This window comes from Ruminiclostridium josui JCM 17888, from assembly GCF_000526495.1.
Classification (GTDB): domain Bacteria; phylum Bacillota; class Clostridia; order Acetivibrionales; family DSM-1351; genus Ruminiclostridium; species Ruminiclostridium josui.
The window spans coordinates 1,534,560-1,549,857 of the sequence record NZ_JAGE01000001.1; the positions used below are offsets into that span (position 1 = coordinate 1,534,560).

The 15,298-nt window shown below is 32.4% G+C and carries 10 protein-coding genes; all 10 read right to left on the minus strand.

The features are described 5' to 3' along the window. Positions 1-21 precede the first annotated feature (21 nt). The 10 genes from K412_RS0107235 to K412_RS0107280 all read right to left on the minus strand — a co-directional run bounded on the left by K412_RS0107235 (position 22) and on the right by K412_RS0107280 (position 15,290). The gene (locus tag K412_RS0107235) at positions 22-1,065 is read right to left on the minus strand and encodes a radical SAM protein (RefSeq protein ID WP_024832482.1); all 1,044 of its coding nucleotides are present in this window, start codon (positions 1,063-1,065) and stop codon (positions 22-24) included. A 29-nt stretch (positions 1,066-1,094) separates the two neighbouring features. Beyond that, positions 1,095-2,111: a U32 family peptidase gene (locus K412_RS0107240; protein WP_024832483.1), complete on the minus strand. Its 1,017-nt coding sequence runs from the start codon at positions 2,109-2,111 to the stop codon at positions 1,095-1,097. Between the two features lie 28 nt (positions 2,112-2,139). Continuing rightward, the gene (locus K412_RS0107245) at positions 2,140-3,504 is read right to left on the minus strand and encodes a hypothetical protein (RefSeq protein WP_024832484.1); all 1,365 of its coding nucleotides are present in this window, start codon (positions 3,502-3,504) and stop codon (positions 2,140-2,142) included. Between the two features lie 12 nt (positions 3,505-3,516). Further along, entirely contained in the window at positions 3,517-5,280 is a 1,764-nt protein-coding gene (locus K412_RS0107250; protein ID WP_024832485.1) for an ABC transporter ATP-binding protein, read from the minus strand. After that, on the minus strand, positions 5,270-7,072 hold the full coding sequence (locus tag K412_RS0107255; protein ID WP_024832486.1) for an ABC transporter ATP-binding protein: 1,803 nt from the start codon (positions 7,070-7,072) through the stop codon (positions 5,270-5,272). The genes K412_RS0107250 and K412_RS0107255 overlap by 11 nt, the downstream gene beginning before the upstream one ends. Before the next feature lie 63 nt (positions 7,073-7,135). Next, positions 7,136-7,987: an SPASM domain-containing protein gene (locus K412_RS0107260; RefSeq protein ID WP_024832487.1), complete on the minus strand. Its 852-nt coding sequence runs from the start codon at positions 7,985-7,987 to the stop codon at positions 7,136-7,138. Between the two features lie 37 nt (positions 7,988-8,024). Continuing rightward, a complete protein-coding gene (locus tag K412_RS0107265; RefSeq protein ID WP_242835569.1) occupies positions 8,025-8,279 on the minus strand; it encodes a phosphopantetheine-binding protein in 255 nt (84 codons plus the stop codon). Positions 8,280-8,287: 8 nt separating this feature from the next. Then, entirely contained in the window at positions 8,288-8,545 is a 258-nt protein-coding gene (locus K412_RS0107270) for an acyl carrier protein (RefSeq protein ID WP_024832489.1), read from the minus strand. Positions 8,546-8,562: 17 nt separating this feature from the next. Continuing rightward, positions 8,563-9,939 (minus strand): aminotransferase class I/II-fold pyridoxal phosphate-dependent enzyme, encoded by a 1,377-nt coding sequence (locus tag K412_RS0107275; RefSeq protein WP_242835679.1) that lies wholly within the window; start codon positions 9,937-9,939, stop codon positions 8,563-8,565. Positions 9,940-9,980: 41 nt separating this feature from the next. After that, a complete protein-coding gene (locus K412_RS0107280) occupies positions 9,981-15,290 on the minus strand; it encodes an aminotransferase class III-fold pyridoxal phosphate-dependent enzyme (RefSeq protein ID WP_024832491.1) in 5,310 nt (1,769 codons plus the stop codon). Positions 15,291-15,298 lie beyond the last annotated feature (8 nt).

Genomic DNA, 15,298 nt, shown 5'->3' on the forward strand with positions numbered 1-15,298 from the left:
TTTAAGATACTTTTTTGATCATCATAGAGAATCCCCACAATAATCACAAATTTTCATGTTATCATAATTCTCACAATACTTTTTAGTAAATTCTTCAAACCTACCAGATTTATATATTTCTTTTAATGTCATATCTCTAACATTACCCAGTGTGAACCTTAACATTTCACATGGAATTACATTACCAAAAGCGTCAATACTACAGTTGTGGTAAAATGCTCCACATACTCCCTTATCACGTTTCACACCCTTTGAAATAGTTTCTGGAGAAACTGTAGTAAACCTAGTACGAACAACTTTTACACCAAGTTTCCTTGCCTTTTCTTTTATTTGTTGTCTTTTCTCTTCTAGCATTGCAATATTTTTGGGGAGTAAATCTTTTGAAAGAACTGTACGATAAGAAGCAACTTTTTCGCCAAATATACTATTGGTTTCTTCTACATTTTCTTCGTCAATGACAGAATGAAATGTAAAAGTTACACCATCGATTTTATAGTAAGCTGCTATATCTAGCACCTCATCGATTCTATGGAGATTATAATCTGACACCATAGTACCTATATTTTTCAAAACCCTGTTAGAATGGTCTGCCTTTGTCACACACTCGATAGCATAAATTTGCTTGTCAAAAGCATCTTCTCTTCCCCGCATAAAATTATGGCATTCTTTAGGGCCATCTAGAGAAAAATTGATTCTGCTAATTCCAGCATCTATGATAGACTTCGCCAAATCAGGTGTCATTGATAATCCATTTGTAAAAAAATATGTAAAAATATTCAGAGATGAACAATATTTAATTAGCTCCGGCAAATTTGCATATAACGTTGGTTCACCCCCGTGGAGTTCAATCTCCTGACAACCAAGTTCTTTTAATTCTTTAACAATTCTAATATGGTCCTCAAAATTAATCTCATTTAAGTTTGTTTCTTTTTTTGTTAAAAGACAATCTGGTAACTCCCATATTTTACAACTAATGCATTTGGAATTACATTTTTGAGTAACTTCCAAGCTTGCCGACTTTAATTCAAGAACTTTATAGCATTTATAAGCAACACTTTCGCTCATTACAATTCCCCCTAAAACTTTTGCAATTCTTAAGATTTAGATAACCCTGTCGGATAGTAACAAAGATATGTACACATATTGTTAAAAAATTCAGATCTTATTTTACTTATATACTCTTCAGAGGTTAACGGCTCATTAGCAATATTAATAGCTTTATTAGTATATTGTATATCTTTGATAAGAGTTTCCAGTATGCAACCTCTTCCTACCACTTTCAAATGTGTAACTCCTATGTCCATCAGCTCCTTTATTCTACACAACCCACATCCTGAAGATGCCAGAGTATAGGAAAAGTTTCCTTGCCCAATTTGGGGATTTTGCTTGTTCTGTTGTGAATAATTTTGTAGATTTACCATTTTGTTTAATGCTTTTTCAGCGGTTCTAAACTTATTACTACCCCCTTTAAACCTTTTCACTTGAAAAGGAATTTCACATATAAAAGGTAGCTCATCACTGTGAATACCATTACAAAAAGCACCTGAGTAGAGACACATTGCATTTAATATAAACGCTTCATATTCCATAGTATTTAATTTACTATTACTAATCAAATCCTTAATATTTTTCAAAGTAACTTTCCGTGGGAAAACCACTCTAGATATATCAAACTGATTGAGAAACTTTACGGCATTACTGTTATATACCTCCATTTCCCCGCTAATATGTATATTACAATCTATTCCTTTTTCTCTTAGGTAAATAATAAATGCAATGTCAGCTATAATAAATGTGTCAAAACCCATATCCATTAAATCTTTTACTACATCCATTAGTATGGGATAGAGACTTCTTACATAATAGTGAGAGTTAAATGTTATTTTTATAGGAACTTTATACTTCTCTACCATTCTGCCTAGGATCTTCATGGAACCTTTTTCAGTAATATTATGATATCCCAATAAAGATTCCCGCCTATTAAACGGTACAATATTTGTATGTTTCTCTAGCCATTGTATTGGTACATACCCGCAAAAAAACTCATCCGCTCCCGCTTCTACAAGTTTCTCATAGGAATCTGTATTAGATAATGGGGCAACAATTTTCATTATTATCATCCTTCCAAATTAATTCTTTTTATGAAACTGAATAAACAAGCCTATCGATGCCCGCCTCAATATATTTTTTTAACATTTCGGCTTCTATAAAAAGCAATTTATGAAAACCAAAAATCGAATTGCCTTTGCCAATCATATTCAAATGTTCCGGATATTGTAAATAAAATTCACTACAGTAATTAGGACAACCAGAAACTATTAAATCCGGCATTTTAAGGTTGCAATGTGCATAAAGAAGGCAAAATGGAGATGTATTAATCTGATAAAATGGGAAATGCATACTATGTTTGCCTTTTGATATATAAACTTCACCAGGGCTGGATTCATACTCTAATCTACTAATACCCATTTCTTTTATAAACTTAATAAAGTGATCGGTATTTAAGCTATTTTCTTTTAAATTATCACTATTTTTATTATATCCCCACCACCAATTAAGACGGGGATCCTTTTTCCTTCTATTTAGCAACCTTCCTATAACAGGCTTCAGGTTTGAGTATTTCTTTAATAATTCCAACATACCCCAATCATTAACTAATATTTCAACGCTTTTATCTTTACTCTTACACCAATTATCAGTTTCGTTAAGTATTTCGGTTAATTGTCCATTGTAATTTTCATTAATAAATGGAAATGCAAGAGTTATGTCAAAATTACTCTCATATGCCTTATTCATTAATTTGAGCAACTGCTTGATATTCGGAAAAATATTAGAGCAGAACTCATTTCCAATATATACTCTTGAAAAACTCTTTGAAAAAATCCCGTGAGTTTTAAGACCATCATTGTCTAGGTTAGCCTCTATTGCTGTGTCAAAATCTTGATCTTCAAATTGTTTAAATAATTTCAGACTATTAATGTTAAATGCTAAATCTAAATTTTGCATAAGATCTGCAAATTCTGAATAGTTTAGACTGTATTCATTGAAACTATACCAATCATTTCGTTGCTTTTCTATATTTTCAGAAAAAACGGTATCCTTTTCATATGGATAAGTTTCATAGTTCTCACCTAAAAATTTACTTGCAGCTATTTTACGGAAAACTCCAACCTTTTCTTTAATTTCAAAGAATTCCATAGTTTTATCAATGATTTCATAATATCTATCAATTTCCTGTGTATGTATACTGCCGATTTTTACTTTATATATATACGAAAAAGTATTATTTGTAACTCCAATAATCTTGCATTCATCTAGTATAAAATCTTCATATGCATGAATCTTAAAGTTCAGAATCTTGATTCTACACTGAAAAGGATCCTCTAGCTTGTCCGCACTCTCAAACTGAATCTTCTCTTTATCGAGATTAATTATTCGTACTTCTTGTTCATTAATGTAGCCTATTGCTAGTGCAGGCGGAAATATTAAATCATCTTTGAGCATAATTACCTCCACTTACTCATATAACATTTTATAGTAAAGAGAGTATCGGCCATTTAATTTTAGCAATTCATTATGACAACCGGTTTCGATAACACGCCCGTTATCTAAGAATATGATTCTGTCTGCATTCTTTGCCGTTAATAATCTGTGGGCAACTACAATTACAGTTCTCCCTTTCATCAAGGCTTCTAAAGCCTTTTGAACTTCATATTCAGATTCTGAATCTAAAGATGCTGTTGGTTCATCAAGCAATAAAATTAATGCATCCTTTAACAGTGCACGAGCAATCGCTATTCTTTGCCTTTCCCCTCCTGATAAAAACGCACCCTGTTCACCTACTTGAGTGTCGTATCCCTGAGGAAGTCTAGTTATAAAATCATGAGCATAAGCCGCTTTAGCGGCTTGGATGATCTCTTCTTCCGAGGCTTCCTTCTTGCCATACGCGATATTCTCTTTTATCGTACCTGAAAATAAGTAATTTGATTGGCTCACGTAACTCATTATTTCTCTTCTTGTGTTCAAAGAATACTCTCTTATATCATTACCATACAAATAAATATTCCCATTTTTATTTAGTAGGGGATAAAAACCCATGGTTAATTTGAAAATAGTTGTCTTCCCTGCCCCACTAGGCCCTACAATCGCAACCTTTTCACCTTTTTTAATTTGGGCGGAAAAACTCACAATTACTTTCGCTTCATTCCCATAAGTAAAAGTTACATCTTTAAACTCAAGGACATCATTTTTAGAATAGTCAGGTTTTATATCAGAACCATTCAAGTCTTCCTCGGGTAAATCCAATATTTCCATAACTCGGCTGGCACCAACCATACTTTTTGAAATCTCAGAAAGTACCCAACCAAACCCGGTAAAAGCAAATACCAGTTTGCTCACATACCTAAAAATAGCAAGTAGTGCACCGGGTGTAAAGTCTCCCTGAGCCAACAAAAGTGCTCCGATACCAATTACCCCCACATTACACATATTTTCAACCATTCCATTCATAGATTTTTGAATAGAAGAAGCATTTATTAACTTAGACTGCCAAAAAAGTATTTTCTTACTTTCATTGTCATAACGGTTATATATCCAATTCTGTAAATTAAATATTTTAATTATAGATATTCCGTTAATTATATCTGAAAATCTTTCTGTAGCAGCTGATATAGTCGATTGTATTTTTGAACTAGATTGTTGAATTCTCTTTAAAAATACAAAATTAAGTATAATTATAGAAATAACCAAGATAATACAAATAAAGGCCATTTTCAAGCTAATAAGTGCAATAAGAATTAAATTAACTATACCAAGAACCATAAAATTTATCGGATCTACAAGTGTAAAAGAAATAGCATTGCTAACCGCAGCAAGATCGTTTGTAAGTCTACTTTGGAGTTCACCTGAGTGTTTCGAGTCATGATACTCAGAAGAAATATGCATAACTTTATCCAACAATTCGCTTTTAACTTTTGTCACTATCATCTCAACCCTTGTTTGCATCAAATAGCCTTCAAAAAAGTATAAGATTGAGTTAATAACAAATGCAATTACGGCAAACCATGCAGCTTTCTCAAACTCTTCCCAATTCCTATTTATTGCACTGTCAGTTACCCATTGAACAGAAAAACCTATAACAAAACTAAATCTTATCATTGTAAAAGCATTTATAATTAAAGCTGCAATATAACTTTTACGGAAACCGCGTGAATATCTAAATAGTCTTAATACTACTTTATAGTTTTCTTTTAGTATCTCAAATGTATTTTTATGCTCCATTTTTTAACTCCTCAACCTTCCCACATTGCTGCTGATATAATTTATAATAGAGTCCCTTTTTGTTAAGCAAACTCTCATGGTTTCCTTCTTCGACTATTTTTCCATTATTCAAAACAAGGATTCTATCAACATTCTTTATAGTACTAAGCCTATGAGCAATAATGAGCGTTGCTCTATTCTTCATTAAATTATCAAGTGATTTTTGAATTTCCTGTTCTGTTTGTGCATCGAGAGCGCTAGTTGGTTCATCCAAAATTAAAAGATCTGAGTTTTTAACAAAAGCTCTTGCAATAGCAACCCTTTGCCTTTGTCCTCCTGATAACTTGCTACCAAGTTCTCCCACACTCGTTTGATATCCAGTATCCAATGAATTTATATAGTCGGTAAGAGATGATTGTTCTGCTGCTTGATATACCATTTTTTTTAATTCTTGTTTGTCAAGTTCAGACTCATTTTCCACCTGACCATATATTCCACTAGCAATGTTGTCAAATATGCTCCCCGGAAATATATGTGCGTCCTGATCAACTATAGAAATGCCCCTACGTAACAACTTTTTGTCCCAATCATCATATAAAAACCCTTTATAGAGATATTGTCCTGAATCAGGCTTTAAAAACCCACATATTATCTTCATTAAAGTTGTTTTTCCGCAACCACTTGGTCCCACTAATGCAACAGACTCATTTCTTTCAATATCAAATGAAATACTATCAAGAACTTTCTTTCCTTCTTGTTCTGTGTTGCTACTATCATACACTTTGTAAGAAAAAGATACATCTTTTAAGGATATGATTGGTGCATTTTTGTCATCTTCCTTTTGTTTTCCTTCCATTTTTTCAGGCTCTTCATCCCAAAGTTCCACAATCCGTTCAGATGCTGCAACTGCTTTACGAATGTTTATGTAATTTACATTAAATATATTCCTAAGCATTTCCTGAATCTGTTGAAATACAATTAAGTCACCTATTGTCATTTCATTTCTTATGACAAAGAACAAACAAAGAAATACTGTTCCTATTTGTACGCCTATAGAAGCCGTTATCTCAATTGCTCCCCATAAACATTCTATACGAGACATTTCTATAACCTTTTTTAAAGATAAACTTAATAAATTTCTAAATTTATACTTAAAGGCATCATATAACCCAAAGGTCTTGATTTCTATATGTCCATTTATAGAGTCTTGAAAAATACTGCTGACTTCTCCAGCGATGCTCTGTACTTCATCCTGTTTTTTGCCTATGGGTTTTGACATTTTATAATTAAGTACATTGATGGCAGAGCACACAGCAATGAGAAGAATTGTTACTTTGTAGTTTATGAAAATTCCATATATTCCTGCAAACAGCCCAATAAGAATTTTATATATTGAATCCTGAGCTACAACTCTAAAAAAATAGTCAATCAATCCTAAATCATTGTTCATACGACTCAATAAATCCCCTGTGGAATATCTTGATATTGTAGTAAGTGGGAATGATTGTACTGCTTTTATTGTTTTTGCTCTAATACGGTAAAGGCTCTCGTTGGTATACTTACCAAATAAATAACTATTTATAAAATCCATTACCAATAGTACTACTATGCCAATGAGTAAATATGCAAACACGTGTATAGCCTTTTCTATACTCTTATTAAGTGCAATATTTACTAAACTTCCAAGATAGTAAGTAACAACTTGACGTACAATCGCTGCCAAAATAACTGTAACAACCGCAATTGTAAGTATATTGTATCGTTTTGTCTCTTTAATTACATAAAAAAGATTAATTATTTTGCCTTTTTTCATATTTAATAACCCATCGTGCAAACCTTTCTGAAAAATTTTAATGGAATCTAGAATTATTGAAAATCACCTCTGCCAATCACATCTCTGACAAAGGTGTAGCTTTCTTTTTCCTTTCGCAAGGTCTATATATGCTTTGGTAAATGTTTCTTTATTCATAATTTGTTCAAGTGATTCTTCGTATAGATTTCCAAATGAGTGCATATGTTTCCAATCTAAGCAGCAAAGTGTCAAGTCTCCTGTGCACGAAACTGATATATCGTTCAACAATGCAAAACAGCTTTTAGTACTATTGACTGGTTCTCTATTATACATGTGTTTTCTGGAATCTAAAATTGAGAAAAACACACGGTATGGAAATTCGGCATTCAGGCTGCATAACCTTTTATATTCTTCCATACTATATGCAGACGCCATTAGTAGCCATAACTTTGCTTCGTAAAGTTCATCTATCATTATCTGGTTCAAATAGAAGCCATTTGTCAGTATATGTGTCTTTGCATTCGTGCATTTTTCTGCAGCATAATCAAGAAATTTAAATAATCTTGGATCAATCATAGGCTCATTATCAATATGGAATGCGATAACTCCTCTATAATCAATTCTTGAAAGCTCGTCAATAACCTTATATACCACCTTAGCAGAAAGTATAACTTTCTGCTTTTCCCATGCTGTAGGACATCTTTTATGAATATAAGAGTAGACGCACATATTAGATAGCTCAAATGAAATTCGTCTCATTTGTCTATAAATAGACGTAGATTCCATATCCTCAATCTTTATATTTCTAGACAAAGTGCTATTTATAAATTTTTCTTCAGCCATATAATACGAATTTTTATAATCTTTCGGTATCTCTCCATCATTTCTTTCTACTTCTGGCATATATGGTTTGTTTTTGTTGTTTGCGACTTCCATACAATCCCCCTAAGAAGAATCTTAATTATTGATAGCATTATTTAGCTGTTTGAAACATTTCATATATTCTTTCAACAACGAAGTTTAAGTCATCAATATTATCAATAGTCAAGTCATCATCATCAAATTCAATGTCAAATTCTTGTTCAAGTGAAACTAAAAACTTAATGAATGTAATAGAGTTAAATAAATCACCAACTTTTGTGTCAAAGCTGATTTCACCACAATTTTCGAAATAATTACCGTTCTGTAGTACATTTCTTACTTTTTCTTTAATTACTTCGTAATCCATAATTGACATTACTCCTCCTTATTATTTAATTCTTTTTCAACAAGTGAAACTATATCCTGTACATTACCAAATAGCTCATAATTAATCTGCGAATCATCAAATACAATATCAAACTCTTCCTCAATTGCCACAACAATTTTGATAAAGTTTAATGAATTTACTCCTAACCCACGGAAATCATTATTAAGTATTTGTGCACCACTTAAATCTTTTTTATCAGAGTACTCCTTTAAAATACTTACTACTTTCATCTCTACATTGTTCATAAATAATTCCCCCTAGTTCAGTATTTTTGTTCTAAATATTCATTGACTTTGTTTGTTAATGAATAAAAACTTTCATTAAAAAAAGCAGCTGTTATCCTTATCCAAAAAGGAGTTGACTCCTTTTCTGATTTATGATTATTAAACATAATCTCCGGTAAAAGTGTAATTTTTTTTTCGCGAAACAAATCTATACAAAAGATATCTTGTAAATTATAACTTGTGTTCTTAAATTTTACGCAAAAGTTATAGCCTCCTTTCAATTCCGTAATTTCTTCTATATGACGGTATAATTTGTCCTTAAACCATTCATAATTTTGGTAAATAGTTTTATAATTTTGACTGATTTCTAATTGAAATTTAGTAATTTCATTATTAATATCACAATTTTTAATAATAGGCTTTATAAATTCCGTATAAATTTCATTACCGGAAGTTTCAAGAATACTGAACCTGAATAATTTTAATATGGTATTAGTATCTTGAATATTTTCTTTTTTTGAACTATTTATGTATAGAATCCTGTATAGCAAATCAGTTATTATCGGTACCACATACACACTCGGTGGACAGAAATAGCTAACCTCGTATATATACTTTAAATAGCTGGTGATTTCTTTATTAGCCAATATATATCCAATCCTGGCACCCGGTAAGCTTCTTGTTTTTGAGATACTGTTAATAATAACTGTATTCTCCCAATAATCAGCTTTATTTACGATTTTGTTTATTGAAATAAAAGAATATATATCAGCAAACTCGTCCATCTGTATCTTATCTATCAGGAGCATTGTATTCCATTTTTTGCAGATTGCTATCATTTGAGACAGTTCAGTTTCTGAGTACACCTCACCTGACGGATTTAATGGCAAGGTTAGTATTACCAACTTCGGTTTATGATGCTCCATTTCTTTCTCAAATTCATGTAGATTAGGTGCCACCCTGTTTTTTTCTTTAGATTTTACTGTAATATTATTGATCTGAAAACGGTTACAACATTCATAAAAAAGATAATAATTCAACCCTAAAAGCATAACTGTTGAATTTGGATAGCTGTAAGAATAATATTCCATAAATGATGTTATTGCTGCAGTAGCACCCACAGTAACGCAGACCTCTTGTGACCAAGCATTATGTATTGAAAACTCTTCATTTGCCAAATACATTTCATATAACAAAATTACTTCTTTAAGCACAAGATTTCCGTCGATGCCCGAATAATTTTTTACAAACCTATTACTTTCTATCTCTCGTATAAAATTATCCGTATATAATGACGGAGGCAATAGCTGGTTTATCCCTGATGATAGATTATTTCTTAATGTACCAGATGTAAAATTTATAAGTGAGGTCAATTTGCTATTTCTATCATTTCTTTCCTTGATATACTTTAACATATCCAAGTTTGATTCCCCCAATGCTGTCGTACTTTGAAAAACTACTGCAATTCTTCTCTATTTTCAATTATATCTAAAATTATATTTTTATAACTTCTAAGTAATTCAGCAACATAATCTTCCGATAATAGGGATTTGTCATACTGCGCAACGACTCTATAATTAGCATAGGGTTCAATATAAACTCTCAAAGGAACATTTACATAGCTTTTTTCTTCTTCAAGTTCAATACTTATATCCAGTTCTTTGATTCCTACACTTTTTGGAAAATTTAAATATACTAATGTTTTGGTGTATACTGATTCTTGTAATAATTCGATAGGTATATTACACCAGTGTGAAATTTGGCTTACTGTTACATGTTCAAAATTCCGCAGCTTTAAATTGTTTTCTTGAATTTTTTTCAACCATTCCACCAAATTTGTCTTGGATACTGCTATACGTAATGGTAATACATTTGAAAACAGTCCTACAACTTTATCAATACCTGGAATACTAGTTGGACGCCCTGAACATATTGTGGATATTATAACGTCATCTCTTTCTTCTTTATTACTATGCAGTATTGCCCATGCTCCTAAGAATAAGGTATAAACTGTTAAGTTATTTTGGCTCGTAAATTTTTTAATATTATTTAATTCACTTTCATTTATATTTATTGAATATTCACTTGGTTCAATTGAACCTTTAACTTGATACTTTGCAGAATAGTTGTTAGTATCAAATTTAAAGTTCTGAAATACCCTCCCCCAAAACGCCCTAGCATCCTCATCTTTTTGTGTTTTCAGCCAAGAAATATAATCCATATAAGAACTCAAATTTATATAATTAATTTTCTGTTGAGTTACCAGCGACTTGTATGTATCTAATAATTCACCAAACATTAATCCTGAACTCCATCCGTCGAATAAAGAATTCAGATATTTTATAATGAGTTTGTGTTCTGACTGGCTTACTTTTATCAAAATTACTTTCATCAATGGATAAACAGTTGTGTCAAAGCTTTGCATTTTTTCTCTTTCCAAATACTCTTTGGAGCGCTCAAGCAACTCGTCTTTATTAACATCTGTGAAATCTACTTCTTCAAAGAATGTGCCTACTTGACCATTAATCACTTGGAGTGGGTTTTTTAGCCTCCTCCATAGAATTGTAGTTCTTAATATAGGATGCCTATTTACTATAATATCCCATGCTCTTTTAAAATCAGCAACATTAATATTACCGTCTATTTTATATGACAATATTGAGATATCGTTACCAGTACCTTTGTAATTTATATTTTGAGAAAGAATTCTTTCCTGCATGGGTGACAATGGATAAATGGCCTCAATATTTGGGGCTTTTTCAAATAGCTCTTTAGCTTTTAATCTATCTGATTCATGATAAATTAACGATAGACTTTCACTTATAAACCTGTTATTTTTAAGGCCCATAAAAATGTCATGCTTAATGCTAGTTACATCTGCCGGCTTAAATACATTTTTAAAATGAAAGCAACCTTCCTGAACTAATTCATAACAACATTCCTGTACTGCCTTAGCAAAAGAAGCAATTTCATCTACTGTATGGGCAGTAGATATGAAACATGTAGCGCCTTCCCACAAATAGAAACCTTTCTCTATCAACTTGTAGAATAAAAATCTCAATAATGTAGTTTCTTTATCAATTTTAAAAATAAATAAAGAGCCGAAATGTGCAATTTTAAGCGGTATTTCACATCTTTCAAAGTAGGAATTAAGGTAATTGGCCAGTAATGAAGTCTTTTCGTTCAAGTCTTCCTGTATTGCATTTCCGCCCTTCTTAATTAATTCCAAAGTTGCTTTAGCTGCAACCATGGCAAGAGGATGATGGCAGAATGTTCCTCCAGTGTGTGCAAGAAAACCGCTTGGAGCCGAATCATCATGATAATTCCATGTTCCACCATCGACGCGGTCCATGAATTTGGACTTACCGGCAAAAACACCAATAGGCAGTCCTCCGCCTAATATTTTACCGTAAGCTACTATATCTGCTTCAATATTAAAAAATGCCTGTGCTCCACCAATGTTTATTCGAAAACCTGTTATTATTTCATCAAATATAAGAGCAATCCCAGCATCAGATGTTATTTTTCTTAGATTAAGTAAGAATTCTCGCGGCTGTAAGTCAGGGGTCCTGCTCTGTACAGGCTCTACTAAGACCGCCGCTAACTCATCTGCATGTTGTTTAATTCTTTCAAGAGACTGCTCATCTCCATAGTCTAAAATGATAACATCATCAACCATATTGTAAGGAGTACCCAAACTTAATGGAATAGCTTTTTCATTTAGGCTTGTAATATCTTTTAAGGCATATACACCATCAAACGTTCCGTGGAATGAACCTGAGAACAATACTATCTTATCTTTACCAGTGGTTGCTCTCGCTATTCTTACTGCATTCATAATTGCCTCTGTACCCGAATTGCAAAAAGCTACTCTTTCTACCCCAGTTATTTCTGATATCATTTCGGCTACTTCTCCGGGTGATGTAACTAATGAACCCAATATAATTCCGTTATCTAGTTGGTTTTGTATTGCCTTTGCTATTTCAGGATTATTGTAGCCAAATAAGTTAACACCAAATCCCATTGCAAAATCAACATACTCGTTTCCATCAACATCCCACATTTTCGAGCCTTTTGCTGCCTTAGCAAAAATAGGGTATACTAATTCCTTCCATGGTTTGCTAAATCCCTGTGTCATCCTACCATTTGCCCATTTTTTTCTGTATTCTTGTGCTAAATCCTTAGATCTTTGTGTCTTCTTCACGTAGTTTTTAATAAACTTGTCAATATAAGCTTTTTGATTTTCTGTTAATTCAAAGGCTGATTTTACAATAAATTTTTGAAGTAAGCGATTATCATCATTTTTTGGTGCTCTTATAGTAGTTTTGTTATGTATATTAGGTACACTTTTATTAATCGAATTTGATGTAGGGTTAGCGCCTTTCAGTAGCTGAAGCTGTTGCGACATAATTTCAAGTTGGGTTTTTATTATCTCTTCAAATCCGTTCCTTCCCTCAACTTTGAGGTTCTCTACAACAGTTCCGGGGTTCTCTTCTGTACAAGTATCTAACGAAGTTTCATCTTTAGTATCAACTTGAAAAGGTTCCTTTATGGTATAAGAAGGATTTTGTTCTTTAGGCTTGTTTGCACAAATGTATTTTGAAAGGTTTTTTAAAGTATTTATCTCACCAAACAGCTTTTCCGCAGATATATCCATATCGAAATTATTCTTTATTTCTTGCTTAAGCTGTATTATGGAAATTGAATCTATTCCTAACTCAAAAAAATTAACGTTTTCATCAACTTCTGCTATTTCCATTTCAAATAAACTAGCTACAAACCTTTTGAGTTCAGTCAATATCTCATTCTCTTCATCAACATTATTAATTAAATGTGTTTGTTCCATAAATAACCTTTCTTTACTTTCGACTTTACATTGAAGATTTCTATTCTCAGTTATTTTCAGCCAGCACCTTTTTTTCTCAAATGGGTAGAGAGGCGTACTAACTTTTATTAAGTATTCTCCATCGTGTATCAGTTTCCAATCTAATTCTGTCCCGGTAACAAATTTTTGTGCTAACTCAATCATGTATTCCGTGTTTATATCTAAAGTCTTCTCACCCTTTAATTGAGAAATAGCTGTTACGGGTTCACCTTTTAAAGAACCAAAGTAAATTCCTAATTTTTTATTGGTAATAAATTTATTTCTCGTTATATACTCAAGCTTTGAAATAAAATCCTCTCTACTATCACCCAAAAGAGCTAAACGATATGTATAATGCTCCTTTCCTTCCTGAGCTGTATAACATATGTCTCTAATATCAAAATCTTTATTTATTTCAAGAAAGTCCCGATATCTTTTTACGTATTCCATTAATGCTACTTCTGTCTTTGCCGAAATTGGCAATAGATAACATCTTGTATCGCTAACCATGCGTTTACTCTCATTATTAACGTACTCTTCCAGAATAATATGACAATTTGTACCGCTCAAACCAAAAGAACTAATTCCACATCTTCTTGGATTTTTACCAAAATTCTCCCATGGCTGAACCTTGTCAACAACATATACAGCTGAATTTATAAAGTTAATATTTTTGTTTGGTTCGGAAAAATTGATAGTTGGAAATAATGTGTGTGTTTTTAACCCTATTACACATTTAACCAATCCCAGTAATCCCGCTGCGGAATCTAAGTGCCCGTAGTTTGTTTTTATTGATCCTATTCCACAAAAGTGAGCTCTAGAAGTATATTTTTTAAATGCATTTGTAATTGCCTCAATTTCTATAGGATCCCCGAGCTTTGTACCTGTACCATGAGCTTCCACATAACTTATAGTCTCCGGGTTAACATTACTATTTTCAAAAGCCTGAGTTATTACTTTTTCTTGTGCTGATACACTAGGTGCGGTAATCCCTATAGAAGCTCCATCGTTATTGCAGGCACTACCTTTTATTACGGCATAAATGTTATCTTTGTCCCTAATAGCTTTATTAAGAGATTTAAGTACAATGGCAATACATCCTTCTCCTTGTACAGTCCCATCAGCATCATCACTAAATGTCTTAACTTTATCTGTTGGTGACGCTATATCAGGTACTTGCTCACCTTTATATCTTATTGGTTCAAGTAGCAGGTTAATCCCCCCTACAAGAGCCATTTCACATTCATTATTTTTTATGGATTGGCAGGCCAAATGAACTGCTACCAGAGCTGAAGAACATGCTGTATCAACTGATAAAGAAACACCTGTAAGGTCAAAGATATAAGCTATTCGACTCCCTATTATAGAATCAATATTTCCGGGCCCTGCCATAATAGCCATTTCAGGTTCGATTTCCTTCACACGTTTATAGTACTCAGTTGGATAAGGATGTCCCAAAAACACACCTGTTTTTGTACCTTTTAACTTTTGTCTCGTATAACCCGCATCTTCAAAAGCATGCCATGAAGTTTCAAGAAAAAGCCTTTGTAACGGGTCCATTAAACTTGCTTCCTTTGCAGATATCTTGAAAAACGGGAAATCAAATTTATCTATTTCCGGTAAAAACGCTGCATTTATGAATTGATAGCTTTCCTTACTAACTCCTTTAAAGCCAAGATAATCATTTACATCATCCATTCTTTCCTTACTTAAGGATGAAATACAATTCGTACCGTTATACAGTACATTAAATAACTCACTTAAATTTTCTGCATTAGATAGCTTTATTGATATACCTATAATAGCGATATCATCGCTATTGTTAATTTTCTCTAATTTTACCTTGTTAGTTAACTCTCCAGATTTCAATTTATTTAATAACTCAAAACTTCCATTGTTCATTAAAACCA

Coding starts and splice junctions, on each gene's coding strand:
- K412_RS0107235 (WP_024832482.1), bottom strand. CDS start 1,065: ATGAGCGAAAGTGTTGCTTATAAATGCTATAAAGTTCTTGAATTAAAG.
- K412_RS0107240 (WP_024832483.1), bottom strand. CDS start 2,111: ATGAAAATTGTTGCCCCATTATCTAATACAGATTCCTATGAGAAACTT.
- K412_RS0107245 (WP_024832484.1), bottom strand. CDS start 3,504: ATGCTCAAAGATGATTTAATATTTCCGCCTGCACTAGCAATAGGCTAC.
- K412_RS0107250 (WP_024832485.1), bottom strand. CDS start 5,280: ATGGAGCATAAAAATACATTTGAGATACTAAAAGAAAACTATAAAGTA.
- K412_RS0107255 (WP_024832486.1), bottom strand. CDS start 7,072: ATGAAAAAAGGCAAAATAATTAATCTTTTTTATGTAATTAAAGAGACA.
- K412_RS0107260 (WP_024832487.1), bottom strand. CDS start 7,987: ATGGAAGTCGCAAACAACAAAAACAAACCATATATGCCAGAAGTAGAA.
- K412_RS0107265 (WP_242835569.1), bottom strand. CDS start 8,279: ATGGATTACGAAGTAATTAAAGAAAAAGTAAGAAATGTACTACAGAAC.
- K412_RS0107270 (WP_024832489.1), bottom strand. CDS start 8,545: ATGAACAATGTAGAGATGAAAGTAGTAAGTATTTTAAAGGAGTACTCT.
- K412_RS0107275 (WP_242835679.1), bottom strand. CDS start 9,939: ATGTTAAAGTATATCAAGGAAAGAAATGATAGAAATAGCAAATTGACC.
- K412_RS0107280 (WP_024832491.1), bottom strand. CDS start 15,290: ATGAACAATGGAAGTTTTGAGTTATTAAATAAATTGAAATCTGGAGAG.